27 protein-coding genes and 1 tRNA gene are annotated in these 25,133 nt (G+C 71.6%); 17 read left to right on the top strand and 11 right to left on the bottom strand.

The genetic code is table 11. The features are described 5' to 3' along the window. Positions 1–104: 104 nt before the first annotated feature. Positions 105–437, bottom strand: coding sequence for an ASCH domain-containing protein (locus tag ACVKXF_RS07760; protein ID WP_456795368.1), 333 nt, complete (start codon positions 435–437; stop codon positions 105–107). 3 nt (positions 438–440) lie between these two features. Then, complete coding sequence (locus ACVKXF_RS07755; protein ID WP_456795367.1) at positions 441–752, bottom strand: hypothetical protein; 312 nt, start codon at positions 750–752, stop codon at positions 441–443. Between the two features lie 54 nt (positions 753–806). Between ACVKXF_RS07755 and ACVKXF_RS07750 the strand changes: the two genes are divergently transcribed. Continuing rightward, entirely contained in the window at positions 807–1,973 is a 1,167-nt protein-coding gene (locus ACVKXF_RS07750; RefSeq protein WP_456795366.1) for a N(5)-(carboxyethyl)ornithine synthase, read from the top strand. A gap of 87 nt (positions 1,974–2,060) precedes the next feature. On the opposite strand, the gene ACVKXF_RS07745 is transcribed toward ACVKXF_RS07750, so the two are convergent. Further along, positions 2,061–2,639, bottom strand: coding sequence for a TetR/AcrR family transcriptional regulator (locus ACVKXF_RS07745; RefSeq protein WP_123292596.1), 579 nt, complete (start codon positions 2,637–2,639; stop codon positions 2,061–2,063). Positions 2,640–2,720: 81 nt separating this feature from the next. On the opposite strand from ACVKXF_RS07745, the gene ACVKXF_RS07740 reads away from it, so the two are divergent. Continuing rightward, on the top strand, positions 2,721–3,602 hold the full coding sequence (locus ACVKXF_RS07740; RefSeq protein WP_456795365.1) for an NAD-dependent epimerase/dehydratase family protein: 882 nt from the start codon (positions 2,721–2,723) through the stop codon (positions 3,600–3,602). A 172-nt stretch (positions 3,603–3,774) separates the two neighbouring features. Here ACVKXF_RS07740 and ACVKXF_RS07735 read toward each other — a convergent pair whose 3' ends face one another. From ACVKXF_RS07735 to ACVKXF_RS07725, 3 genes are all read right to left on the bottom strand, one after another. Next, positions 3,775–4,326 (bottom strand): hypothetical protein, encoded by a 552-nt coding sequence (locus ACVKXF_RS07735; RefSeq protein WP_194648760.1) that lies wholly within the window; start codon positions 4,324–4,326, stop codon positions 3,775–3,777. A 4-nt stretch (positions 4,327–4,330) separates the two neighbouring features. Next, positions 4,331–4,528 carry a hypothetical protein gene (locus ACVKXF_RS07730; protein ID WP_456795364.1) on the bottom strand — a complete coding sequence of 66 codons (198 nt, stop codon included), beginning with the start codon at positions 4,526–4,528 and terminating at the stop codon, positions 4,331–4,333. A gap of 26 nt (positions 4,529–4,554) precedes the next feature. After that, positions 4,555–4,627: transfer RNA gene (locus tag ACVKXF_RS07725), tRNA-Val, on the bottom strand. Positions 4,628–4,738: 111 nt separating this feature from the next. On the opposite strand from ACVKXF_RS07725, the gene ACVKXF_RS07720 reads away from it, so the two are divergent. Together ACVKXF_RS07720 and ACVKXF_RS07715 are read left to right on the top strand one after the other, a co-directional pair. Continuing rightward, positions 4,739–5,383 carry a SatD family protein gene (locus tag ACVKXF_RS07720; RefSeq protein WP_456795363.1) on the top strand — a complete coding sequence of 215 codons (645 nt, stop codon included), beginning with the start codon at positions 4,739–4,741 and terminating at the stop codon, positions 5,381–5,383. Continuing rightward, positions 5,383–6,240 carry a hypothetical protein gene (locus ACVKXF_RS07715; protein WP_456795362.1) on the top strand — a complete coding sequence of 286 codons (858 nt, stop codon included), beginning with the start codon at positions 5,383–5,385 and terminating at the stop codon, positions 6,238–6,240. The genes ACVKXF_RS07720 and ACVKXF_RS07715 overlap by 1 nt, the downstream gene beginning before the upstream one ends. A gap of 177 nt (positions 6,241–6,417) precedes the next feature. Here the strand turns inward: ACVKXF_RS07715 and ACVKXF_RS07710 are convergent, their stop codons facing one another. Next, positions 6,418–7,173, bottom strand: a complete 756-nt coding sequence (locus ACVKXF_RS07710) for a hypothetical protein (protein ID WP_456795361.1) — start codon at positions 7,171–7,173, stop codon at positions 6,418–6,420. 443 nt (positions 7,174–7,616) lie between these two features. Between ACVKXF_RS07710 and ACVKXF_RS07705 the strand changes: the two genes are divergently transcribed. The 3 genes from ACVKXF_RS07705 to ACVKXF_RS07695 are packed head-to-tail and all read left to right on the top strand — an operon-like array spanning position 7,617 to position 9,708. Further along, positions 7,617–8,144 (top strand): hypothetical protein, encoded by a 528-nt coding sequence (locus tag ACVKXF_RS07705; protein WP_396291020.1) that lies wholly within the window; start codon positions 7,617–7,619, stop codon positions 8,142–8,144. Between the two features lie 35 nt (positions 8,145–8,179). Next, complete coding sequence (locus ACVKXF_RS07700) at positions 8,180–9,160, top strand: aldo/keto reductase (RefSeq protein WP_456795360.1); 981 nt, start codon at positions 8,180–8,182, stop codon at positions 9,158–9,160. Beyond that, positions 9,157–9,708, top strand: a complete 552-nt coding sequence (locus ACVKXF_RS07695) for a hypothetical protein (protein ID WP_456795359.1) — start codon at positions 9,157–9,159, stop codon at positions 9,706–9,708. The genes ACVKXF_RS07700 and ACVKXF_RS07695 overlap by 4 nt, the downstream gene beginning before the upstream one ends. A gap of 33 nt (positions 9,709–9,741) precedes the next feature. On the opposite strand, the gene ACVKXF_RS07690 is transcribed toward ACVKXF_RS07695, so the two are convergent. Both ACVKXF_RS07690 and ACVKXF_RS07685 read right to left on the bottom strand, forming a co-directional pair. After that, positions 9,742–11,316 (bottom strand): CoF synthetase, encoded by a 1,575-nt coding sequence (locus tag ACVKXF_RS07690; protein WP_456795358.1) that lies wholly within the window; start codon positions 11,314–11,316, stop codon positions 9,742–9,744. Beyond that, the gene (locus ACVKXF_RS07685; RefSeq protein ID WP_456795357.1) at positions 11,313–12,362 is read right to left on the bottom strand and encodes a hypothetical protein; all 1,050 of its coding nucleotides are present in this window, start codon (positions 12,360–12,362) and stop codon (positions 11,313–11,315) included. Before ACVKXF_RS07685 ends, ACVKXF_RS07690 begins: the two co-directional genes overlap by 4 nt. A gap of 103 nt (positions 12,363–12,465) precedes the next feature. Here ACVKXF_RS07685 and ACVKXF_RS07680 point away from each other — a divergent pair, with 103 nt between their 5' ends. The 5 genes from ACVKXF_RS07680 to ACVKXF_RS07660 all read left to right on the top strand — a co-directional run bounded on the left by ACVKXF_RS07680 (position 12,466) and on the right by ACVKXF_RS07660 (position 16,950). Further along, positions 12,466–12,843, top strand: a complete 378-nt coding sequence (locus ACVKXF_RS07680; protein ID WP_456795356.1) for a holo-ACP synthase — start codon at positions 12,466–12,468, stop codon at positions 12,841–12,843. Between the two features lie 99 nt (positions 12,844–12,942). Then, positions 12,943–13,230 (top strand): acyl carrier protein, encoded by a 288-nt coding sequence (locus ACVKXF_RS07675; protein ID WP_222660863.1) that lies wholly within the window; start codon positions 12,943–12,945, stop codon positions 13,228–13,230. Next, a complete protein-coding gene (locus ACVKXF_RS07670) occupies positions 13,227–14,402 on the top strand; it encodes an acyl-CoA dehydrogenase family protein (RefSeq protein WP_456795355.1) in 1,176 nt (391 codons plus the stop codon). Before ACVKXF_RS07675 ends, ACVKXF_RS07670 begins: the two co-directional genes overlap by 4 nt. Continuing rightward, positions 14,399–15,367: an amino acid--[acyl-carrier-protein] ligase gene (locus ACVKXF_RS07665; protein WP_456795354.1), complete on the top strand. Its 969-nt coding sequence runs from the start codon at positions 14,399–14,401 to the stop codon at positions 15,365–15,367. The genes ACVKXF_RS07670 and ACVKXF_RS07665 overlap by 4 nt, the downstream gene beginning before the upstream one ends. Further along, entirely contained in the window at positions 15,364–16,950 is a 1,587-nt protein-coding gene (locus ACVKXF_RS07660) for a hypothetical protein (protein WP_456795353.1), read from the top strand. The genes ACVKXF_RS07665 and ACVKXF_RS07660 overlap by 4 nt, the downstream gene beginning before the upstream one ends. Positions 16,951–16,963: 13 nt before the next feature. Here ACVKXF_RS07660 and ACVKXF_RS07655 read toward each other — a convergent pair whose 3' ends face one another. Continuing rightward, positions 16,964–17,890 carry an alpha/beta fold hydrolase gene (locus tag ACVKXF_RS07655; protein ID WP_456795352.1) on the bottom strand — a complete coding sequence of 309 codons (927 nt, stop codon included), beginning with the start codon at positions 17,888–17,890 and terminating at the stop codon, positions 16,964–16,966. A 53-nt stretch (positions 17,891–17,943) separates the two neighbouring features. After that, entirely contained in the window at positions 17,944–18,432 is a 489-nt protein-coding gene (locus tag ACVKXF_RS07650; RefSeq protein ID WP_111085695.1) for a peroxiredoxin, read from the bottom strand. A 242-nt stretch (positions 18,433–18,674) separates the two neighbouring features. Here ACVKXF_RS07650 and aceE point away from each other — a divergent pair, with 242 nt between their 5' ends. The 5 genes from aceE (at position 18,675) to ACVKXF_RS07625 (ending at position 25,058) form a co-directional block, all read left to right on the top strand. Beyond that, entirely contained in the window at positions 18,675–21,419 is a 2,745-nt protein-coding gene (gene aceE / locus ACVKXF_RS07645; protein WP_222660852.1) for a pyruvate dehydrogenase (acetyl-transferring), homodimeric type, read from the top strand. Positions 21,420–21,456: 37 nt separating this feature from the next. After that, positions 21,457–22,671, top strand: coding sequence for a PucR family transcriptional regulator (locus tag ACVKXF_RS07640; RefSeq protein ID WP_111085717.1), 1,215 nt, complete (start codon positions 21,457–21,459; stop codon positions 22,669–22,671). 78 nt (positions 22,672–22,749) lie between these two features. Beyond that, entirely contained in the window at positions 22,750–23,697 is a 948-nt protein-coding gene (locus ACVKXF_RS07635; protein ID WP_456795351.1) for an ACP S-malonyltransferase, read from the top strand. Beyond that, positions 23,694–24,698, top strand: coding sequence for a beta-ketoacyl-ACP synthase III (locus ACVKXF_RS07630; protein WP_123312869.1), 1,005 nt, complete (start codon positions 23,694–23,696; stop codon positions 24,696–24,698). Before ACVKXF_RS07635 ends, ACVKXF_RS07630 begins: the two co-directional genes overlap by 4 nt. 111 nt (positions 24,699–24,809) lie before the next feature. Continuing rightward, a complete protein-coding gene (locus ACVKXF_RS07625; RefSeq protein WP_017886710.1) occupies positions 24,810–25,058 on the top strand; it encodes an acyl carrier protein in 249 nt (82 codons plus the stop codon). Positions 25,059–25,133: the final 75 nt, after the last annotated feature.

The following is a 25,133-nucleotide window of genomic DNA, read 5'->3' as shown; positions in this document are numbered from 1 at the left end:
ACCACGCGCCCTGGGCGCGACCGACGGGCGGACGGGAGGCACGGGGCGGGCCCGCACCGCGCCTCCCGTCCGTCAGGTCGTGGCGTCCACCGCCCTGGCGGACGTCACGCAGGCGGTGTCGCGTCGAGCGCGATGACCGCGACCTGGACCACCGCGTTGTCCGGCATGTCCGGGTAGTAGTTGGCGCGCAGCTGCCGAGCGAAGTCGGCCATGTCGGTGTCGGCCGGCTGGTGCGCGGCGCGAGGGGTGAGCTCCGCCAGGCGGTGGTCGGTCACCTCGGTGACCTGGCCGGCCAGCGGCGTCGCCGAGGGGTGCTCGTCGAAGACGAACACCGCGGGGCCGGTGCGGACGTCTTCCTGCCAGCGCACCGTCGTGACCTTGTCGCCGCGCTGGACGGCGTCGTGGTGCTTCTGGTGGAAGTGGATCGTCTGGGACACGGATCAAGTCTGGGCGATGTCGACCAGGTCCGCGTGCCGCGCGGTGTAGGCCGTCGCACGGCGGATCCGGCGGAGCGTCAGCGGGACGATCCAGACGAGCACCGCCACCATGAGCACGAGGAACACCGGCGGCAGGATCCCGAGGTCGCCGCGGACCCACGTCGACACCATCTGGAACGCGAGCGCCGTGTAGAGCAAGCCGATGTACGCGAGCTGGAACCGCAGCGCGAGTGGGACCACCGTGGCGTACCGGACGGCGGCCGCCGGGATGCACGGGCTGTTGATCGACCACGGGGCCCAGGACGGCCCCGACATGGAGACCCTGGTGCTCACGGCGCTCGGCGGCGGCACGCGGCCGTAGAGTGCACCATGACCCAAACACCGGCAGCATCGCCGCTGCTGCACCTCGGGGTGCTGGCCGAGTCGCGGAAACCCGACGAACGCCGCCTCCCGATCCATCCCGCCCACTTCGAGCGCATCGACCCCGACCTGCGCGCGAACATCATCCTGGAACGCGGGTACGGTCGCCGCTTCGGCGTCACGGACGACCAGCTCGAACCCCTCGTCGGCGCCATGGCGGACCGAGACGAGCTCATCGCCGCGTCGGACGTCGTCCTGCTGCCCAAGCCCCAGGTGTCCGACCTCGAGGACCTGCGGGACGGACAGGTCCTGTGGGGCTGGCCGCACTGCGTGCAGGACCCCGCCCTCACCCAGGTGGCGATCGACAAGCGCCTGACCCTCATCGCGTGGGAGTCGATGAACCACTGGCGGTCGGACGGCGGGTTCAGCCTGCACGTGTTCCACAAGAACAACGAGCTCGCGGGCTACTGCTCCGTCATCCACGGCCTGCAGCTCTGCGGCTCCACCGGGGACTACGGCCGCCGCCTCACCGCGGTCGTGATCGGCTTCGGGGCCACCGCCCGCGGAGCCGTCACCGCGCTGAACGCCCACGGGATCCACGACGTCCGCGTCCTGACCAACCGCGACATCGCGGCCGTGGGGTCGCCGATCCCCTCCGTCGACATGCTGCAGATCAGACAGGACGACCACGACCCCAGCGGCAACACGGTGAAGACCGAGGACGGTCCGGTGCCGCTGGCGCCGTACCTGGCCGAGAACGACATCGTCGTGAACTGCACGCTCCAGGACCCGAACGCCCCGCTCACGTACCTGCGAACCGAGGACCTGGGCGTGTTCCGTCCGGGCAGCCTCATCGTCGACGTCTCGATCGACGTGGGGATGGGGTTCGAGTGGGCGCAGGCGACGACCTTCGCGGAACCGATGATCACCGTCGGCGAGAGCACGAACTACTACGCCGTCGACCACAGCCCGTCGCTGCTCTGGAACTCGACGACGTGGGAGATCAGCGAGGCGCTCATGCCGTTCCTCCGACCGGTGATGGAGGGCCCGTCGTCGTGGGCCGACTCGGACACGATCCGACGCGCTGTCGAGATCAAGGACGGTCACGTGCGCAACCCGGCGATCCTCGCGTTCCAGGGACGCTCGGACGAGTACCCGCACGTGGTGGCTGGCTGACGCGGGCGCTGGTCGGCGCTGACCCGATGCGGAACGACGAGGTCGACGTCGTGCGACAACGGCCTCGTCGTACCGCGTCGGCGGTGCTCACCGGAGCGCGGCAGCAGCCTCCCGCAGCTCGGCGAACGCTGCGAGCGCATGGCCCGCGAGTCCGTCGTCATCAGCGCGTGCCGCACCGGCCCACCGGTCGAACCCCTGCTTGAAGGCGAGCACGCCCATCTCGCTCGCGAGCCGGGCCGTCGGTTCCGCGACCCCGCGCTCGATGAGCGCATCGGTCATCGCGGCGGCCATACCGACGCTCTTCAGGGCGTCGCGCTCCTGGAGCTCGGCGCTCGCGGCGACCGCGGCCTTGAGTCGCGGACCCAGCTCGCGGTTCATCGGACCCATCTCGCCCGATGCACGTTCGAGTCCAGCAGCGACGGCGTCGAGCGGTGAACGTTCGGGCGCTGCGTCGGTGATCCCCTCGGACAACAAGCGGCTCAACGTCTCCTGCCCGGCGACGAGCAGTTCGCGCTTGTCCGGGAAGTGTCGGAAGAAGGTGCTCTTCGTGACCCCCGCGCGCTCGGCGATCTGCGTCACGGTCGTCTCGTCGTACCCCTGTTCGGAGAACAGGTCGACGGCGGCCAGGACCAGCCGTTCCCGAGCTCCCGGTTCCCATCGCGCCATGGGAGCATCCTACGGGACGGGACAATTGTCTCATCACGGGTGTACGGTGACGAGACACTTGTCCCATCACTGGAGGATCCCATGCGCGTCTTCATCACCGGCGGCACCGGCACCATCGGAACGGCCGTCGTCGCCGAACTCATCGCCGCAGGCCACAGCGTCACTGCGCTCGCCCGCTCGGAACGCTCCGCTGCAGCCCTCACCGCGGCGGGCGCCGAACCGGTCCGGGGCGGTCTCAGCGACCTCGACGCCCTCCGTGCCGGTGCGCGCGCCGCCGACGGCGTCGTCAGCCTCGCGTTCTCGAACGACTTCAGCTCGCCGGAAGCCCTGACCCGGGGCATCGCCGAGGAAGCAGATGCGATGGCCGTACTCGGCGAGGAACTCGTCGGCTCCGACCGCCCGTTCGTCGTCGTGTCCGGCACACCGTGGGTCCCGGGCAGGGCGTCGACCGAGGCCGACCCCCTGCCCCACGAGGGACCGGTCGCCGGCCGCGCTCGATCGGTGCTCGCCGCGCTCGACCTGGCCGAGCGTGGCGTGCGGGTGTCCGCGATCCGGTTGCCGCGCACCGTGCACGCCGACGGCGCGGGCGGCTTCGCGGGCATCCTCACCGAGACGGCCCGAGGCAGCGGTGTGGCCGGGTACCCCGGAGACGGCGAACAGCGCTGGCCCGCCGTGCACGCGCGGGACGCTGCCGTCCTCTTCCGACTGGCGCTGGAGGTCGCACCGGCCGGCACGGTCTGGCACGCCGTGGCCGACGAGGGCGACCGGGTGCGCGACGTCGCCGAGGTGATCGGCCGACGGCTCGGACTACCGGTCGAGCGCGTCGCGGACGAGACGTTCGGGGCGTTCGCCCCGATCTTCGTGATGGACCAGCCGGCGTCGAGCGAGCACACGCGTCGCACGCTCGCTTGGGAGCCGGTCCACGAATCGCTGCTGGCAGACCTGGAACACGTCGAGCGCTGACGTCGTGGCCTGGGCGCGACGTCAGGGACGGACGGGAGGCGCGGTGCGGGCCCGCACCACGCCTCCCGTCCGCCGTCGGCGCACGTGACCCGCCCCGCGTCGGTCGCGCGGACCGGTGCGGTCGGTCAGGCGGTGCGGTCGGTCAGGCGGTGCGGTCGGTCAGGCGGTGCGGTCAGTCGCCGGGCGCCGACACCCAGACGTTGGGGGCGAGCTCCTGGAACGGGTCCGGTCCGCCACTGGTGTAGCCGTCGGACACCAGGAGGGTCTGGTGTTCCTGCTCGTCGATCATGCTCGTGATGACCGATGCCGGCTCGAGATCCTGCCCGCCGGCACACACCGCGTAGTTGTCGACACTGTCGGGGTCATCGTTCCGTGCGATCAGGCACGCTCCGCCGTCGGCGACGGCAGCGATCCAGTACTTCGTGCCGTCGCGCTCGACCGCGAACCGTGCACTGTCCGGGACCATGTCGGCAGCAGCCGTCGTCTGGTCCTCCTCGGGCAGCGCGTCCGCGGCGGTGACCGGCTGCCGCAGGATCGAGAAGTAGTCTGCCGCGTCGGTCGTCGGGTTCGGACGCGGCGTCGTCGACGCTCCGGTTGGGTGCGCACTCGGCGATGCACGTGGTGCGGCATCACCGTCCGAGCAGCCGGTAAGGGCGACGGCCGACACGATCACCGCACCGATCACTCCAGCGAACAGGCGGACGAACCCGGGTCGACCGTTCACGAGGTCAGTTCCCCCACACGAAGAACGCGATGACCCCGCCGATCAGGACCGCGCCGATCGGGACGAGGTACACCCAGTCGTGACGGATGGGACCCTGTCCGGGCTGGTGGTCGCGCTGGAACGGCGCGACCGGGTTCCCACTCGTTCCCGGCAGGAAGTCGACAGAGTGCTGTCGGACCGGTTCGTGTCGTCGGCTGTGCATCGGACCCCCCGTGATCGCGTCTGCGGTGGGCTCTGGCGGGCTCGAACCGCCGACCACTTCGGTGTAAACGAAGTGCTCTACCAACTGAGCTAAGAGCCCGCGACTCGATCCTAGAGGTCGATCCCCCGTATCGTGGCGCTGGACAGCTCGGCCGCGAACCAGTTCAGTGCTCGGCTTCATTTCGCCGATAGTAAGCCGTACACTTAACCCATGTCGGACGAGCCCATCTACGCCGTGATCCTCGACCTCGTCGACTCCCGCACGCTCGAGGACCGCCCCGCCGCGCAGCGCGACGTCGAGCGGGCGTTCCGCGAGACGACCGACGTCACCCCGGTGGACCCGGTGCACGCGACCGTCGGCGACGAGTTCCAGGTGATCTACGCAACGCTCACCGACGCGCTCGTCGCCAGCACCGCCGCGATGCTCGCGCTGCCAACGACGGTGCAGGTCCGACTCGGGATGGGTCGCGGGACGGTGCGCACCGTGGGGTCCGGCACGAGCGGTCCGCTCCAGGACGGCCCGGCGTGGTGGTCCGCCCGCGACGCCATCAACGAGACGCACCGCCGCGAAGACGGCCGGACGTCCTTCCTCCGGTCGTGGTTCCACGCGTCCGACGACCGCCACGGCACCGAGGAGCGACTCGTGAACGCCTACTTCCTCAGCCGCGACCACGTCGTGGCCCGCCTGACACCACGGGCCCGACGCATCGCGCTCGGACTCGTCCAGGGCCGGACCCAGGCGCAGATCGCCGCGACCGAGGGGATCACCCCGTCCGCGGTCTCCCAGTCGGTGCAGAAGTCAGGCGTGGCCGCGATCGTCGAGGGTCTCCGGGTCCTCGCGGGACAGGAACGCTGATGCTCGCCGGGATCCTCCTCGCACTCATCGGGCTGGGCGACGTCGTCCGGGCACGCACCGGTACTGACGCGCACCGACCGCGCACGCTGACCACCATCGCTATCGTCGTGCTCTGGGCCGGGGTGTCCGCTGTGGCCTGGCTCGGTCTCGGTGTCCCCGTGTGGAGCGTCCTCGTCCCGGTGGTGCTCGCAGCGGCGTGGATCGCCACGACCGCGCCGGTCCGAGCCGGTGGCGGGACCGCGGACGGCGACCGTGGCGAACCGACGGCCCGGGGGCTGCTGCGAGGGTCCGGGTCCTGGCCCGCGGTCCTGCTCGCCGTCGCCGTGGCCGTGCTGCTGCTCTGGGGGCCACTGCCCGACGGCACGGGCTTCGTGGTCGACTGGCACGACGGCTCGGGCCTGGCGTTCGTCGACGCCGTTCCGCTCGCCGCCGTCGTGGGCGGTGTCGGCTCGGCGCTGTTCCTCGTCGACTCCGCGAACGTGGTCGTCGCCCAGGCACTCCCGCCGGGACTCCAGCGCGGAGCTACCACGGGCGCCGAGGCCGACGACCTCCGCCGCCGGTTCGGGCGACGCCGACGCTCCGACGCCGACGCCGAACAGTCCGGGGACAACACGGTGCGCCTCAAGGGCGGTCGCCTGATCGGCCCGATCGAACGACTGCTGCTGGCCGGGTTCGCGGTGGCGGGGGCCTTCCCGGTGGTCGCTGCGCTGATCGCGGCCAAGGGCATCGTCCGGTTCCCCGAGATCCGGCGCGAGACGACCGGCTACCAGGCGGAGTACTTCCTGATCGGCAGCCTGGTCAGCTGGGCGATGGCCTTCGCCGCCGCCGGCATGTGCTGGCTCCTGGCGCACAGCTGACCCGCGCGGAGCCCGTCGGCCCGCCCGTCCCGTCCCCCGCCCCGTCCCCGAGGTTCCGAAATCTCGGCATCTCGCGGCCCTGAGCACGTCAGTGTGGAACCTCGGCGACGAACGCACGGCGAGTTGTGGAACCTCGGCACAGCGAGTCCACCCGCACCGCGCCGCTTCGGAGACGCGTCAGGCCGCGCGGCGAGCCCGACCCTCGACCTGGCGTTGGACGAAGGCCTGTCGGAGTCGCTCGAACAACACTGCCGGACGCCCGGTGTCGGCGGATGTTGCGTGGATGACGATCCAGCCGTTCACCGCGAAGCCGTTCGACCGGCGCTGATCGTGCTGGAAGGTCCGGCGGTCACGGTGGTGATCGCCGTCGTACTCGAGGGCGATCCGGAGCGTCGGCCACGCGAGGTCTGCTCGGCCGAGGAAGGAACCATGGTCGTCCACGACGTCGACGTTCACCTCGGGTTCCGGGAACCCCGCATCGACCACGCCGAGCCGGAGACGGGTCTCCATGGGCGACTCGACTCCGGTCCGCACCCCGTCGAGTGCGGCTCGTGCTCGTCGTGCCGAGCGACTCCCGGCAACGATCGCGGCCGCCAGTCCGTCGATGGTGGCGAGCCCGCTCGGACCGACGAGGTGGTCACCCAGGACGACGAGTTCGACGACGGTGAGCAGTGACGCCGATTCGAACCACGCGCGCGCTGGCGGGCTGACCGGGATGCAGCGGACGAGTTCCGGCCGGAAGCCCTCGATCCGAAGCCGGTGCGGGATGACCTGGGGGCGGCGCATGATCGGCGCGGTCCCGATCGCCGTCACGTGCACGAGTTCGTCGTCGAGCCGTGCCGGGAGCGGCGCTCCCCAGAGCCGAGCGGCCGTGGTGTGGCTGACGAACTGGTCGCTCCGGAGGACGACGGCGATCGCTTCCACGACCGTCACGGGGACGTCCGCTCGGACGCGGACGCCGTGGACCGGAGCCCTGAGGTCGCGGCGGGTCAGCCGCGATGGGCTCGCTCCGGCCGCCAGCGCCTCTCGCACCGGGAACGGCCTCGGCGAGTGGTCGACGCGTGCTCGATTCCCCATGACGAGAGCATCGCGCACGAGGTGTCGGGCCCGACCCCGGTGGGACGCATCTGTGGAGAACGACGCGGGACGGGCCTCCAGTCCGAACCAGAAGGACGTGGCGAGGTTCCACGACATGCCGCGCGATGGTCGCCCAGGTGCCGATCCCGGGCGAACAGGGCCACGAGATGCCGAGATTTCGGAACCTCGGGGCACACCGCGGAACCTCGGGGCACACCGCGGAACCTCGGGGCACACCGCGGAACCTCGGGGCGCACCCGCCCCGGGGAACCTCGGCAACGGCGCGTACCCTCTCCCTCGTGAACGGTGCCGGTGTCCTCGACGAATCCGGGCGGCTGCGGCTCCTCGGCTCCGGGGTGACGGGTGCGGCGTTCGCGGTCGTCCTCGTCATGCTCGTGTTGTCGTCGTGGACCGAGGCGACCACCACCGTCCTCGTCTCCGTCGGCATCCCGTCCGCGGTGGCAGGTGCCGCGATCGCCGTGTACCTGCAGTTGCGCGCCTGGCGTGCCGAGGGCGGGTACGAGCGCTCGATCGCGGTGCGCGAGTGGATCGCCGACGGTCAGGTGCCCTACGGGGTCCCGGCGGAGCTGTGGATCCCGCTGGTCCAGGCGCAGGCCGACCGCGAGGGCGCTGGCTGGGGCAAGGTCGTCCTCGGCACGCTGTGGATCGCGATGACGTGGTCGATGCGCGACCAGCACGACGCCCTCATAACGACGATGTTGATCCTGCTCTGGGCCGGCATGGTCCTGTGGGCGGCCGTCTGGGTCATCCCCCGCGCTCGGGCGGCCCGTGCGCTGCTCCGCCGCGGGGTCTCCACCATCGGCTGAACGACCGCGCGAACCCGCTGACTACGCTCGGCGGCATGCAGAGTCGCACCCTCGGCCGTACCGGCCGCGAAGTCTCCCCCATCGGTCTCGGTACGTGGCAGTTCGGCGGTGACTGGGGTCCGGTGAGCGACGCGGACGCGAACGCCGTGATGGACGCCTCCGTCGAGTCCGGCATCACGCTCTTCGACACCGCCGACGTGTACGGCGACGGTCGCAGCGAGCAGCTCATCGGTGCGTGGCGTGCGTCCAACCCCGACGTGCCGCTGACGATCACGACGAAGATGGGCCGCCGCGCCGAGCAGGTCACGTCGAACTACGTGGCGGCGAACTTCCGCGAGTGGGTGGACCGCTCGCGCACGAACCTGCGGCAGGACACGCTCGACCTGGTGCAGCTGCACTGCCCGCCGTCCGAGGTCATCGGCGACGACGCCGTGTACGACGCCCTCGACGCGCTGGTCGCGGACGGCTCGGTCGCCGCCTACGGCGTCAGTGTCGAGACGGCCGACCAGGCGTTGGCCGCGATCGCCCGGCCCGGCGTCGCGAGCGTCCAGATCATCCTCAACGCGTTCCGGCTCAAGCCGCTGGACCGCGTGCTGCCGGCGGCCCTGGAGGCAGGGGTCGGCATCCTCGCGCGCGTCCCGTTGGCCTCGGGGTTGCTGTCCGGCAAGTACACGACGGAGACGTCGTTCGCCGAGGGCGACCACCGCAACTACAACCGGCACGGCGAGGCCTTCGACCAGGGCGAGACGTTCAGCGGTGTGGACTACGACGACGGCGTGCGCGCGGCGCAGACCTTCGCGGCGTCCCTGCCCGACGCCGTCTCCGTGCCGCAGGCGGCGCTGGCGTGGGTCATCGCGCAGGACGGCGTGACCGCCGCGATCCCCGGAGCACGGAACCCGGAGCAGGCGCGCTCGAACGCGGCCGCCGGTGACCTGCCGCCGATCGAGGGCCTCGACGCCACGGTGCACGACCTGTACGACACGTGGTTCCGCGCCACGGTCCACGACCGCTGGTGAGGACCCGCGTCGTCGCGGTCGCGGTGGCCGCACTCCTGCTGCTGTCGGGCTGTGCCGCGCCGGGGGCGGGGACGTCGCGCGACGCTCCACCCTGGCCGCGGCCGACCGACCTGTCCGCCCGTGCCGACGTGGCGGGCTTGCGGAACGTGTGGGGTGAGCGGCTCGCCGAGCACGTCCACACCCACCTGACGATCCTGGACGGCGACGACCCGGTGACGGTCCCCGCGAACATCGGGCACTCGGACCGGGGGAAGTTCGCCGCCGAGATCCACACGCACGACACCTCGGGCATCGTGCACGTCGAGTCCCCCACCGAGCAGACCTTCACGCTCGGCCAGTTCTTCGACGAGTGGGGTGTCTCGCTCGGTCCGGAGCACGTCGGCGGCCTGCGTGGCGAGCTCACCGTGTGGGTGGACGGCCACCGCCGGATCGGCAACCCGCGTTCGATCGAGCTGACGAACCGGCGCGAGGTCGTGCTCATCGTGACGACGATCGGCGAGGTCCCGCGCCTGCCCGCCCCCTTCGACTGGCCACCGCAGTACGGCTAGCGAGCACCGGCCCGCCCCGCGCGGCGAGCCCGCTCAGGCCTCCTTCGGCGCGACCCAGGCCAGGTCGAGCTCCCACTGGTCCACCGCACCGGCCGGCAGCTGCCAGACGTACTCGTTCTTGAGCTTCTTGCCGTCCTCGCGGAACGGCCCCGTCCGGTACGGGTAGAACGCCACCGTCGGCAGGGTGCCGGGCGGCGCCGTCCGGATCGCGTTCGAGAAGTCCTTGTTCAACCGCCGCAGCTCGGTGATGACCGCGGAGCGAGCACTGTCCGAGTCGAACCCCGACGCCCCGGACGCGAGCTGGAACGCGATGTGCAGCTGTCGGTCGCCCCGGTCGTCCTCGTAGCTGATCAGCCGGTGGTTCTCGACGGCCTCGAGCAGCTCCGGGTCGTCGTAGACCACGTCACGCACGACGTCGGGCGCGACGACCGCACCGTTGTAGTCGACGGACAGGTCGGAGCGGCCGTAGTGGAACAGCAGGGGCAGGTCGAGCTCGGCGGCGTCGGCGAGCTCGTCGAAGCCGTGTGCGCGCAGCGTCCGGCGCAGCGAACGCATCCGCACGACGTGCCCGCGATCGTGGATGTTGTACCGGATCCGTGGACTGATGTTCTCGGACCGGGTGATGGTGACGACGAGTTCGCCGAGGTCGTTCGTCTCGATCAGGTACCCGAACGGGTTGAACTGGAACACCATCGGCAGCACGCCGTACTCGGCCTGCTTCGTCAACGCGGCGGACAGCTCGGATGACGCAGCGATCGCCCGGCGCAGCTGCACGCTGAACGGCGTCTCGATGCCGAGGTTGATCTCGAGATCGCTCGCCCCGTAGGAACCGAGGACGGCCTGCGCGTACTGCTCGATGTGGGCGCGCATGTTCTCGCTGATGCCCTCGCCACCGAACGCCGCGACGATCGTGTACTCGCTCCAGTCGAGCCGGTCGTCCTCGAACAGCGCCTTCAGGAAGGGCGGGTAGCTGCAGATGATGTAGGTGAAGTCGGTGCCGAACTCGCGCATCGTCTGCACGATCTTGTCGCGGTCCGGCCCGATCGACTTGATCATCGACGACTCGGTGAGCGACGCCGTCACGTTCATGCCCGTGGCCCACGCCCCGAGCGAGAAGGCGTTGAGCACGAACGGCTGCTTCGGCAGGTCCTTCGCGGTGCGCGAGAACCCGAGTTGCAGCAGTTGCCGGGTGGCCTGCCGTTCGTCGGGACCGCGGACCCAGCTGGTCGGCGTGCCGCTCGACCCGCTCGACTCGTCGACGACCACGCCGCGCCGTGGCAGCCGTCCGTCGACGCAGCGCTCGGGGATGCTCCACCGTCTGACGTAGGAGTCCTTGTCCATCTCGGGCAGGCCCGAGATCGCCGCGGCGATCCCGCCACGCGTGTCGAGCCGGGAGGCCCGTCCCGCCTCCGCCAGGAACGCCCCGTAGGCGGGTACCCGCTTCGCAGCCCGCTCCACGGTCCGCCAGGCACGCCAGCGTCCGAGGGTCCAGCGGAGCGGCTCGATGCCCGGCGTGAGCAGGAGCTTGTGGGTGCCGACGCGGGGCATGAACAGCGCCACGAAGGTCTCGACGACCCACACGACCGTGAAGACCGCCGCGCGCTTCACCGTGCACCCCCGAGCGTCATGGCGGCCGCGGGTCTGCGGTGCGCCAGGGGCGGTGGCGCACTGTGCCCGAAGCGGAACAGCATCCAGGCCATCCGGCCGTCGGACTCGTCGACGCCGGCGCGTTCGACGAAGGCGGCGTGCGACCGCGGGTTCGTGATCACGGTGCCGAACGGGTGCAGGGCGATCCCCCGCGCGCTGAACTCGAGCCAGATCCGCATGAACACCCGGCCGGCCTCGACGTAGTCGGCCGGCGTGCGGAAGGGCCCCTCGAGCCACCCGAGCTGCCGGACGCCGCGCATCGTCGACAGGTACACGCGCTTGAATACCCCACCGACACCGGGTGCCTCCCACAGCCCACGGTGCTCCATCGCGAACCGCAGGACCGGTCCGGGCATGAGCATCGTCTCCGCCGACAGCCCGTCGCCGGTGGTCACCGCCTGCCGCTTCGAGAACCGCAGCCAGTGCAGGATCTCGTCGTGCACGGCGTCGTGCTGCAGGTCGTCGAACAGGGTCTCCTGGTTGACCCGGACGATCTCGTCGACGGTCGCCCGGTCGGACGTGGTGCGGAACCGCTGCCCGGCGGCCGACGCGATGGCGGACGCGGCGTCCACGGCGGCGTCGTCCACCAGGGTCGCGTCGTAGGGCCTGCGCGAGGTGCGCCGTGCCAGGAAGACGGCCAGGGCCTCCCGGTCGTCCGCGGTGACCGCCCGCGGACGCAGGCGCACCGTGCCCAACCGGTGCAGGTGGTCGTCCGCCGCCCCGGAGTCGCCGGCGTCGAGCCGGCCGAAGTCCATCTCGGCGTGGTCGAGCCGCTCCTGCACGGCGAAGCCGTGCGCTCGGGCCACGACCTCGAGCCCGGCCAGGAACACCCCGGCGCAGACGTGCCCGAACGGGATGCCGAACGACTCCGCCGGCAACCCCCGCCGCAGGTCGTAGAAGACGGTCGCGGTGTGGTCGTCCTCGACGCGCACGACGATCGGTTGCGAGTTGTGCGGCGACGGGTAGTGTCGCGCGTCCTCGATGATGCCGGTCCACGGTGATGCCATCGGTTCCCCCTCGGTGGTCTCTCGCACCGATCATACGAACCGCCCCCGACGCCCATGCCGTTGCGGGCATGCGGTTCCGCCGCGACCTGCGTAGCCTGCAGCCATGAGCACGATCCGGACCGGGACCGACCTCGCCGCGGTCGAGGACGTGGTGGCGGGCATCTCGGCGCACGGCGAGCGGTACCTGGACCGGCTCTTCACCGTCCGGGAGCGCACCGACGCGGGCGACGACCCGGAGCGCCTGGCCGCCCGGTTCGCGGGTAAGGAGGCCGTGATGAAGCTCCTCCGCCCCGCACCGGACCAGGCGATCCCGCTGCGCGAGGTGGCGATCGTCCTCGACGACCACGGCGCGCCGACGGTGGAGCTGACCGGGACCGCCGCCGCCCTGGCCGATGCGATCGGGTGCGGCGCGATCGCGGTGTCCCTCGCGCACGAGCGGGGTCTGGCCGTCGCGACGGCGGTGGCGCTCTCCGACCGCTGACGTCCGCCTGTGCCGCGGCACAGGCGGTGCGGATCGCGTGCGGTTTCCCGCACCCGCACGGCGGTTTCCCGAGGCCCGGTTCTCCTTATGGTTGCCAGCATGGACCAGGAACCACAGCACTCGAGCACGACCGCGACGCTGCTCGACCCCACGATCGAACAGGCCGTGCGCCGCGCACTCGCCGACCACGGGCGCCTGACCGTGGACGCACAGGACGTCGCCTCGATCGCCGACCTGTACGCGCTCGGGCTGTCGTCGCACGCCACCGTGAACGTCATGCTCGCGGTCGAGTCCGAGCTCGACGTCGAGTTCCCCGACTCGGTCCTGAACCGCTCCACCTTCGCCACCGTCGAGTCGATCGTCGCCGCTGCGGAGCTCGCCTCGTGACCCTGACCCTGCCGACGACACCGGTCGTCGACCGCTTCGCCGAGCGCGCCGCCGCCGTGGCTGCGGTCGCCGCCCAGTTCGCGGACGAGGTCGACCGCGACGCCCGCCCGCCGCGCGAGGCCATCGCGGCCATGCGCGAGTACGGGCTGCTCGCCGCCGCCGTCCCCACGGAGCACGGTGGCGAGGGCGCATCCGTGTCCGAGCTCTCGGCGATCGCCACCGAGCTCGGCCGGGCCTGCGCCGCCACCGGCATGGTCTTCGCGATGCACCAGGGCCAGGTCATGGCGCTCTGGCGGCACGGCGGCGACGGTGCCGGCGTGCTCGACACGATCGCCGCGGTCCGGGACGGCGCGCTCGTCGCCTCGGCCACCACGGAGCGCGGGGTCGGCGGCGACGCCCGCCGTTCGACCTGCTCGATCGAGGCCACCGACGACGGCCGCATCCGCCTGCGCAAGGACGCGCCGGTGATCTCGTACGCGACCGAGGCCGACGCGGTGTTCGTCACCGCCCGCCGCGACCCGGACGCCCCGGCCTCCGACCAGCGCCTGCTCATCTGCCGGACCGACTCGATGGTGCTCTCGCAGACCTCGACCTGGGACACGATGGGCCTGCGCGGGACCTGCAGCAACGGCTGGATCCTCGACACCGAGACCACCGTCGACCGGGTGTTCCGCGACGACTACTCCGCGATCTCGGCGCAGACGGTCCTGCCGGTCTCGCACGTGCTGTGGGCCTCGGTCTGGCTCGGCATCGCCGCCTCGGCGAGCGAGCGCGCCCGGACCGCGGTCCGCAAGCAGGCGCGTGCAGCGATCGGGACGACCCCGCCCGGAGCGCTCCGGCTCGCCGAGCTCCTGGTCGACCTGCAGGCCCTCGCCGACTCCGTCCGGCACGCCGCCGAGCGGTTCGACGCCGCGGCCGACGACCCCGAGGTGCTCGCCTCGAGCGCCTACGCCCTCGCGGCGAACGCCCTCAAGATCGGTGCGTCCGAACGCGTCACCGACATCGTCACCAAGGCGCTCCGCATCGTCGGGATCGCGGGCTACGCGGCCTCCGGCCCGATGAGCATCGCCCGACACCTCCGAGACGCCCACGGTGCCGCCGTCATGGTGAGCAACGACCGTCTCCTCAAGAACGACGCCGATCTTGCCCTCATGACGGGAGTGATCCTGTGACCCTCACGGACCCCACCACCAGCACGACCACCGCGACCAGCACCACCGCGCCGGACCTCGACGCCGCGCGGGCGGCCCTCCGCGCCCGCCTGCTCGCCGACCGAGTGCTCATCGACCTCGGCTCGCCCGGGCTGTACGGCCGGACCGGCGTGTTCGAGCGCGTGTACACGGCCGTCGACGCCGCGGCCGTCCGCAGCCAGCAGGACCTCGACGCCGAGGTGCTGCGGTTCCCGCCGGTCGAGCCGCTCGCCGCGTTCGAGCGCACCGACTACATCGCCTCGTTCCCGGACCTCGCCGCGTCGATCTCCGGCTTCACCGGCGACGACCGCACGCACCGGGCACTGCTCGCCGCCCGCGAGCGCGGTGAGCGGTGGGAGGGCTTCCTCGAGCCCGCCGACCTCATGCTCACCCCGGCGGTCTGCCACCCGGTGTACGGCCTGGTCGGCGACACGATCCCGCAGGAGGGCCGCTGCTTCGACATCGTCGGCGACTCGTTCCGCCGCGAGCCGTCGCTCGACCCGATGCGCCTGCAGGCCTTCCACATGCACGAGTTCGTGCACATCGGCACGCCGGCGTCGGCCCAGCAGCACCGCGACGACCGGATCCCGGTGATGCGCGAGCTCCTCGAGTCGTTCGGGCTCGAGATCGACGTGGTCCCCGCCAACGACCCCTTCTTCGGTCGCGTCGGGCAGATGCTCGCCCGCAACCAGGTCGAGCAGGCGCTGAAGTTCGAGTTCGTCACGCCCGTCTACGGCGACGACCACCCGACCACGGCGATCAGCTCGGCGAACCTGCACGAGGACCACTTCGGCACCTCGTTCGGTCTCCGCACCGCCGACGGCGAGGTCGCCCACAGCGCCTGCATCGCCTTCGGACTGGAGCGCATCACCATCGCCCTGTTCGCCGCACACGGCACGGACGTCGACGCCTGGCCGGCGCCGGTCCGCGCGGCGCTCGCGCTGTGACGACGCTGCACGGGTGGTCCGGTTCGCCGGCCGTCCGCGCCGCCGTGCAGCTGCCGCCCGCTGCGCGGGCCGGGGTCGTCATCTGCCCGCCGCTGGGGCAGGAGGGCGTCATCGCGTACCGCACGCTCCGCCTGCTCGCAGACCGCCTGGAGGCCCGTGGCATCGCCTCGGTGCGCTACGACCCGTCCGGACGTGGTGACGGCGCACCCGACACCGACCCCGACGCGCAGGTCCGGTCCGCGCGCCACGCGGCCGCCGTGCTCCGCACGTCCGGGGTCCGGCACGTCGCGTTCGTCGGGCTCGCCTCGGCCGCCCTCGTCGCCGCGACCGCCGCCGAGGAGACCGACGCCCTGGTCGTCTGGGACGCCCCGGCCTCGGGCCGCGGCTGGCTCCGCCGCCAGCGCGCACTGGCGACCATCACCATCGGCACCGAGCGGTTCGTGGACGGCGTCGAGAGCCTGATCGGCATCGAGGTCGAACCGGACGAAGCGGCAGCGCTCTCCACCCTGGCGTTCGCGCCGCGCACCGGTCCGACCGTGGCGCTCGTGCGACCGGAGACCCGTGCCCCGAAGACCCTCGGGCCCGTCGAGACCGTCGAGGTGCCCGGCAGTGCCGAGCTGCTCGACGGCACGAGCATCCACGCGCGGATCCCCGGAGCCGCCGTGGACGCCGCCGTCGCCTGGCTCGACACCTGGGCCCCCGCGGCGTCGGGACCGGTCGTGCCGCCCGTGCTCGACGAGGTCCTGGACGTCGACGGCCGGGTGTCCGAGCGCATCGTCCGCCTCGGTCCGGACGAACTGTTCGCCGTCGAGACCGTCTCGTCCGCACAGCACCACGACGCTCCCCTGGTGGTCCTGCACAACGGTGCCGCCGAGCACCGGGTCGGAGCCACCGACTACCAGGTCGACCTCGCCCGGGCGCTCGCCCGTGACGGTGCCCGCGTCGTCCGGGTCGACCGCCGGGCCACCGGTGAGAGCTCCACCGTGCGCGACGACGAACGCAGCTTCCTCTTCGCCCAGGAGTGGGTCGAGGACCAGTCCGCCGTCGTCGCCGACCTCGGCACCCCGTCGGACCGCCTGGTGCTCGTCGGCATGTGCGCCGGCGCCTGGCTCGCCGGTCGGTCCGTCGACGAGGCACCCCGCCTGGTCGTCGAGATCAGCCCGAACGACTACCGCCGGCAGCCGGCCGCCCCCGGCAGCTACGAGGACGCCGTGCGGGCGATCGACGCCCCCTCGCCCGCTCGCCTGTGGGTCCGCCAGCGGTACAACGCCGTCGTGCCGACGGCCCTGCGCGAGTGGATCGCCCGGCGGGACCGCGTCGGCGGCGTCGTCGAGCACGTCCGACCGCTCGTGGAGCACGGCACCGACGTCGTCGTGATCGCCGCTCCGGACGACGCCGCCCTGTTCGACCGGCTCGGTGGCCAGAAGGCCCTGCGCCGCTACGGCGGGGTCGGCCGGCGCGGCTCGGTGTCGATCGTGCGGGTCGAGGACGGCGACCACTCGCTGTTCTCCCCCGTGATGCGCCGAGCCGTCCGCGCCGAGGTGCGTTCCCGCGTCGCGGCGACGTTCCCCGTCCCCGCCTGATCGTCCGGAGGGGTCAGGTGAGCCCGAGCTCGCGCGCCACGGCGTCCGGGTGCTCGACGTGGGCGAAGTGCCCGCAGTCGTCGAGCAGCACCGTGCGGAGCTGCGGCACGAGCTCCCGCACGGCCTCGAGGTCCGAGACGCGCGCGAACACGTCGTCGCGCCCGGCGATCGCGGTGACCGGGCAGGCGATCCCCCGCCAGCGACCGAGGTCGTAGCCGGCCGCGATCCGTGCCGCGTCCGTGAACCGGGTCGGCCGGAGCTCCTGGACGAAGGCGTCGAGCACGCTGCGGTCGAGGCGTCGCACGTGCGTGAACACCGGCGCAGCGAGCAGCGCCAGCAGCCCGACACGGGACAACGCCCGGAGCACCGGCCGCGCGGCCTCGCCGGTGATCGACAGCCCCGCACGCAGGAGCGTGAACGCCGGTAGCGTCCGGAGCGCCCGGACGGGGTGCCGTGCGGCGGCCGCCGTCGCGACGGTCGTGCCGGACACCAGGGCCACCGACCGCACGCGCAGGGGCGCCACGACCGCCAGGTGCATCCCGACGAAGGCGCCCATCGAGTGCCCGAGGACGTCCACCGTCGCGATCCCGAGCGCTTCCAGCACCGTGGTCAGCGACCCGGCGACGTCGTCGAGGTCGAACGGGTGTGCCGGTGCCGGGGACGATCCCCACCCCGGCAGGTCGACGAGCACGAGTCCCCGGTCGCCGACGCCGTCGGCAGCGGTCAGCAACGGGGTCCAGGTCGACCAGGATCCCGCGACGCCGTGCAGCAGCAGGAGCGGGTCGGGGCCGGGCCGGTGGTGCACCACGACGGGCCCGGTGGGCGTCGGGACCTCGGTGCGCCGGAGGTGCCACGTGGCGGGCGTGGGCGACACCGGGTACGGGGCGTAGGCCTCGGTGGTGACCACACGGTCACGTGCGTCCGTGTCGATGGCGTGCACCGTGCCTCCTGTCCGATGTCGACGCGGATGCGTCGCAGGAGGGGTTCGGAACGCTAGCCGACCGGGACGGGTGCGGTGCAGGCGGCGAGCCGGTCGAGGGCTGCCTTGTACTCCGCGACGTCGCGCTGCAGGCCGGGCTCGGTGATGATGGAGGCCTTGATGCGGCCCTGCACGTCGATCACGAAGGTCGCGCGGGTGGCGAAGCCCTTGTGCTCGAGGAAGACGCCGTACTCCTTCGAGACCGCGCCGTGCGGCCAGAAGTCGGCGAGGAGCTCGAAGTCGTAGCCGTTGAGCTCGGCGAAGGAGCGGAGCGTCGCCTTGGAGTCGACCGAGATGCCGATCAGCTCGACGCGCTGGTCCTGGAACATCGCGACGTTGTCCTGCAGGGCGCAGAGCTCGTTCGTGCAGTTCGACGAGAACGCCAGCGGGAAGAAGACGAGTGCGACCGGGCGGTTGCCGCGGAAGTCGCTGAGTCGGACGTGCTCACCGAACTGGTTCGGGAGCTCGAAGTCCGGCGCGAGAGAGCCGATCTCGAGAGCCATCGGTACGTGTGCTTCTTCCTCGGGTGTGGGGTGTGCCCGTCGGGTCCGTGCGCACGCGGGTCGCGTGTGCACGATCGGCCATGCTACGCCGACGACACGCGAAAGCAAGCACCCGTCCACCTGCACGGCACCATCAGCATCCGAGTCGGTGCTGGGGCCTAGAGTGGACGGGGCCCCATCCGGTCGCGACCCGACCACCGGAGCCACCATGTCCACCACCACGAGAACGAACGAGGTCAAGGGTGACGGTGAACGACCAGGACCCGTACAGCACCGGGGCGAACGACCAGGACCCGCAGGAGACCGCCGAATGGCGTGAGTCCCTCGACGGATTGGTCCAGACCCACGGACACCAGCGCGGTCGCGAGATCATGCTGAGCCTGCTCAAGCGGTCCAAGGAACTGCACCTCGGTGTGCCGATGGTCCCGACGACGGACTACGTGAACACCATCGCGCCGGAGAACGAACCCGAGTTCCCCGGCGACGAGGAACTGGAGCGCCGGTACCGCCGGTGGATCCGCTGGAACGCGGCCATCACGGTGCACCGCGCGCAGCGTCCGGGCATCAGCGTCGGCGGCCACATCTCGACGTACGCGTCGAGTGCCGCGCTGTACGAGGTGGGCTACAACCACTTCTTCCGTGCGCAGGACCACGCGTCCGGCGGCGACCAGGTCTTCTTCCAGGGCCACGCCTCCCCCGGCATGTACGCCCGCGCCTACATGGAAGGGCGTCTCGGCGAGGACCAGCTCGACGGGTTCCGTCAGGAGAAGTCCCACGCCGGCGGCGGCCTGTCGTCGTACCCGCACCCGCGCCTCATGCCGCACTTCTGGCAGTTCCCGACCGTGTCGATGGGCATCGGCCCGATCAACGCGATCTACCAGGCGCAGCAGGCCAAGTACCTGACCAACCGCGGCATCAAGGACGCCTCCGACCAGCAGGTCTGGGCCTTCCTCGGCGACGGCGAGATGGACGAGGTCGAGTCGCGCGGACAGCTCCAGGTCGCCGCGAACGACGGCCTCGACAACCTGAACTTCGTGATCAACTGCAACCTGCAGCGGCTCGACGGTCCGGTGCGCGGCAACGGCAAGATCATCCAGGAGCTCGAGGCGTTCTTCCGCGGTGCTGGCTGGAACGTCATCAAGGTCGTCTGGGGGCGTGAGTGGGACGACCTGCTCGCCCGCGACACCGAGGGCGCACTGCTCAACCTGATGAACCAGACGCCGGACGGCGACTACCAGACGTACAAGGCCGAGAACGGCGCGTACGTCCGCGAGAACTTCTTCGGGCGCGACCCGAAGGCGCTCGAGCTCATCGAGGGCTACAGCGACGACCAGGTCTGGAACCTCAAGCGCGGTGGCCACGACTACCGCAAGGTCTACGCCGCGTTCAAGGCCGCGACCGAGCACAAGGGCCAGCCGACGGTCATCCTGGCGAAGACGGTCAAGGGCTACGGCCTCGGCCCGAGCTTCGAGGGGCGCAACGCGACCCACCAGATGAAGAAGCTCACGCTCGACAACCTCAAGCAGTTCCGCGACGAGATGCGCATCCCGGTCACCGACGCGCAGCTCGAGGAGAACCCCTACACGCCGCCGTACTACCACCCGGGCAACGACGACGAGGCGATCCAGTACATGCACGAGCGTCGTCAGGCGCTCGGCGGCTACGTGCCGGAGCGTCGCACGAAGTACACCTCGATCACCCTGCCCGAGGACTCGAAGTACCAGGTCGTGAAGAAGGGCTCCGGCAAGCAGGAGATCGCCACCACCATGGCGTTCGCCCGACTGCTGAAGGACCTGCTCCGCTCCCCGGACTTCGGCGACCGCGTCGTCCCGATCATCCCGGACGAAGCGCGCACGTTCGGCATGGACGCGTACTTCCCGTCGGCGAAGATCTACAACCCGAACGGCCAGCACTACACGTCGGTCGACCGGGAGCTCCTGCTGGCCTACAAGGAGAGCCCGCAGGGCCAGATCATCCACGTCGGCATCAACGAGGCGGGCGCCCTGGCGGCGTTCACCGCGGTCGGCACCTCGTACTCGACGCAGGGCGAGCCGCTCATCCCGGTCTACGTCTTCTACTCGATGTTCGGGTTCCAGCGCACCGGCGACGCGATCTGGGCGGCGGGCGACCAGATGGCCCGTGGCTTCATGATCGGCGCCACCGCCGGTCGCACGACCCTGACGGGTGAGGGCCTGCAGCACGCCGACGGCCACTCGCTGCTCCTCGCGACGACGAACCCGGCCGTGGTGTCCTACGACCCCGCGTACGGGTACGAGATCGGGCACATCGTGCAGGCCGGCCTCGACCGGATGTACGGCACGAACGAGGACGGCTCGCCCAAGCACAGCGACCCGAACGTCATGTACTACCTGACGGTCTACAACGAGCCGATCGTCCAGCCGGCGGAGCCCGAGGGCGTCGACGTCGACGGGATCGTCAAGGGCATGTACCTGCTCAAGCCGAGCGAGCACGACGGCCCGAAGGCCCAGCTGCTCGCGTCCGGTGTGGCGGTGCCGTGGATCCTCGAGGCGCAGCAGCTCCTCGCCGAGGACTGGGGCGTCTCCGCCGACGTCTGGAGCGTCACGAGCTGGGGTGAGCTGTACCGCGACGGTCTCGACGCGGAGCAGCACGCGTTCCTCAACCCGAACGAGTCGCCGCGCACGCCCTACGTCACCGAACGCCTGCTCGCCACCGAGGGGCCGGTCGTCGCGGTCAGCGACTTCATGCACCAGGTGCAGGAGCAGATCCGTCCGTTCGTGCCGACCGACTACGCCACGCTCGGCGCCGACGGCTTCGGCTTCTCGGACACCCGTCCGGCCGCGCGCCGCTTCTTCCACATCGACGGCCCCTCGGTCGTCGTGCGGACGCTGCAGCAGCTCGCCCGCCAGGGCAAGGTCGACGGCGCACTCGTCCAGCAGGCGATCGACAAGTACCGCCTGCACGACGTGACCGCCGGCACCACGGGCAGCGCGGGCGGCGAGAGCTGATCAGCCGGTGACGCCAGTCCGACCGGACACCGAGGGCCTGTCCAAGGCCCAGAGCCAGGAGAGCGCGCGCGAGCGCGCGCTCTCCTGGCTCCGTCAGGTGTCCGGGGAACTCTCCACCGCCACCATCAAGCGGCTCGAGGACACCCTCCCCTGGTACAGCGAGATGCCACCGGGGCGCCGCTCCGCCGTCGGGCTCGTCGCCCAGGCGGGCATCACCTCGTTCATCAGCTGGCTCGAGGGCACCGCGTCGACGCCGTGGATCGCCGCGGCCGACGTCTTCGGGTCGGCTCCGCGTGAGCTCCTGCGCTCGGTGAGCCTGCAGCAGACCCTGCAGCTCATCCGCGTGGTCGTCACCGTGGTCGAGGAACGCGCCGCCGACGACGAGATGCTGCAGGAGGCGATCCTCAAGTACTCGCGCGACATCGCCTTCGCGGCGGCGGACGTCTACGCCCGCGCCGCCGAGGCCCGCGGGCTGTGGGACGCCCGACTCGAGGCGCTCGTGGTGGACTCGATCCTGTCGGGCGAGTACGACGACGAGCTCCCGTCCCGGATCGCGGCCCTCGGCTGGCACGGACACGGCGAAGTGGCAGTGCTCGTCGGCACGGCGCCGAAGCAGCTCGAGGTCGACCAGGTCCGCCGCACCGCCCGTCACATGGACGCCGACGTGCTCGTCGGGGTGCAGGGCTCGCGGCTCGTCGTGGTGATCGGCCGCTCCACCCCGCGGGACGACGTGCCCGAGGGCGAGGACCCGGTGTCGTTCACCGCCATCGCGCAGGCGCTCGAACCGCTGTTCGGCGAGGGCCACCTGGTCCTCGGCAACGAGGTCCCCGGGGTCGTCGACGCCTCCACGAGCGCGAAGGCGGCCCTCGCCGGGTTCGCCGTCGCACGCGCCTGGCGGGGCGTGCCGCGTCCGGCGCTGGCCGACGACCTGCTCCCCGAGCGCGCCCTGGCCGGCGATCCGCTCGCCCGGTCCGCCCTGGTGCAGCGCATCTACGTCCCACTCAAGGACCAGTCCACCGAGCTCCTCCAGACGCTCTGGTGCTACCTGGACACCGGGCGGTCGCTCGAGGCCACGGCACGCGAGCTCTTCGTGCACCCGAACACCGTGCGCTACCGCCTGCGCCGGGTCGCGGACATCATCGGGTGGGACGCCACGCACGCGCGGGACGCCCTGATCGTGCAGTCCGCCCTGATCCTCGGCGCCATGTCGGAATCGGCCACGGGTCGACGCCGGATCACCCCGCGCCGGTAGGGAACCGACAATGTCACGCGGGGTTTCGTGTGGGAAGCCCACACGGGCCCCGCGGTGCATGAGCGACAGGATTGTCCGGTGATCGTCGTCGTCGCGCCCGGACAGGGCTCCCAGACCCCCGGCTTCCTCGCCCCCTGGCTCGAGGACGCCGCCGTTCGTGAACGTGTCGGGCAGTGGTCCGAGTCGATCGGGGTGGACCTCGCCGCGCACGGCACCACGTCGGACGCCGACACCATCAAGGACACCGCGCTCGCACAGCCGCTCATCGTCGCCGCCGGTCTCGTCGCCACCGACGCCCTGCTCGCCGACGGCCGCCGTGCGCTGGTCGGCGGGGTCGCCGGACACTCGGTCGGCGAGTTCACCGCCGCCGCGGTCGCCGGGATCCTCGAACCGACCGACGCCGTCTCGCTGGTCGCCGAGCGCGGCCGGGCCATGGCGGACGCCGCTGCGCTCGAGCCGACGTCGATGGCCGCCGTCCTCGGTGGCGACGCCGACGCCGTCGCGGCCGCACTGCAGCAGCACGGACTCGTCCCCGCGAACCACAACGGTGGCGGCCAGACCGTCGTCGCCGGCGCCGCCGACGCCATCGCCGCGCTCGTCGCCGACCCGCCCGCAAAGGCCCGCGTGATCCCGCTCGCGGTCGCCGGCGCGTTCCACACCCGGTACATGGCCCCCGCCGTCGAGCGGGTCGCCCCGGTCGCCGCCGCCGCCACGGTGCAGGACCCGACCCTGCCGATCTGGACGAACGCCGACGGCTCCCGGGTCGACGACGGTCGCCGGTTCGTCGACCTCATGGTCCAGCAGATCGCGAACCCCGTGCACTGGGACGCGGTGATGGAGTCCTTCGCCGCCGCCGCCGCCGGCGTGACCGGCATCATCGAGCTCGCACCGGCCGGTGCCCTCGTCGGCCTGGCGAAGCGCGGCCTGCGCGGCACGCCGTCCGTCGCCATCAAGACCCCCGAGGACCTGCCCGCAGCGATCGACCTGCTGCAGCGCGCGGGCCAGGAAGCAGACGCATCCGCATGACCGAACGCCCCGCACTCTCCCAGCGCCGCGGCCACGAGTTCACCCGCATCCTGGCGTTCGGCGCCGCCCGCGGCGAGAACGTCGTGCCGAACGACGACCTGGTCGGCCCGATCGACTCGTCCGACGAGTGGATCCGCCAGCGCACCGGGATCATCACCCGCAAGCGCGCCGGCAAGGACGTCGAGGCCGTCGACCTCGCCGAGACCGCCGCGCGCGAGGCGATCGAGAAGGCCGGCATCGAGCCGTCGCAGATCGGCGTCGTCCTGGTCAGCACCGTGACGCACACCGTCGCGACGCCGTCGATGGCGTCGCTGCTGGCCGAGCGGATCGGCGCCACCCCCGCGGCCGCGTACGACATCAGCGCCGCCTGCGCCGGGTACGCCTACGGCATCGCCCAGGCCGACTCGTTCATCAAGTCCGGACTCGCCGACCACGTCCTGGTCGTCGGGGCCGAGAAGCTCAGCGACGTGGTCGACCCGACCGACCGTTCGATCTCGTTCCTGCTCGGTGACGGCGCCGGCGCGGCCGTCGTCGGCCCGAGCGACTTCCCCGGCATCGCCCCCACCATCTGGGGTTCCGACGGCTCCAAGTGGGACGCCATCGGCATGACGGCGACCTACAACGAGTGGGAGGCCGGCGCACCCCGCCCGACCATGCGCCAGGCGGGCCAGACGGTCTTCCGCTGGGCCGTGTGGGAGATGGTCAAGGTGGCCCGCGAAGCCCTCGAGACCGCCGGCGTCCGGCCCGAGGACCTCGCCGCCTTCGTGCCGCACCAGGCGAACATCCGCATCATCGACGAGTTCGCGAAGCAGCTCGGCCTGCCCGAGTCCGTCACGATCGCCCGCGACATCACCACCACCGGCAACACCTCGGCCGCGAGCATCCCGCTCGCCACGCACCGCCTGCTCGAGGAACACCCCGAGCTGTCCGGCGGGCTCGCGCTGCAGATCGGCTTCGGTGCCGGACTCGTGTTCGGCGCGCAGGTCGTCGTGCTCCCCTGAACCCACCCGGCCGCGCACCCGCGCGACCACCCCGACCAGCCTCCGGGCGCGAGCACGCTGCGTGCCCTAGGCTGGTCCACGGTCAAACGACACCCCCTCAAGGAGAAACTCATGGCCCTGTCCAACGAAGAAGTCCTCGCCGGCCTGGCCGAGCTGATCAACGACGAGACCGGTATCGCCACCGACACCGTCGCCGCCGACAAGTCCTTCACGGACGACCTCGACATCGACTCCATCTCGATGATGACCATCGTGGTCAACGCCGAGGAGAAGTTCGACGTGAAGATCCCGGACGAAGAGGTCAAGAACCTCAAGACCGTGGGCAACGCGGTCGACTACATCGTCAAGGCCCAGGCCTGACACGAGCTTCCTGAGCGCCGCGGCCAGCGGTCACCGTCGGCCGCGGCGCTCATCTTGTTCCCCAACGAAAGAACC

This window comes from Curtobacterium sp. PvP017, from assembly GCF_054060195.1.
Note: the sequence above shows the minus strand (reverse complement) of the source record. Positions and strands in the feature narration are given on the sequence as shown.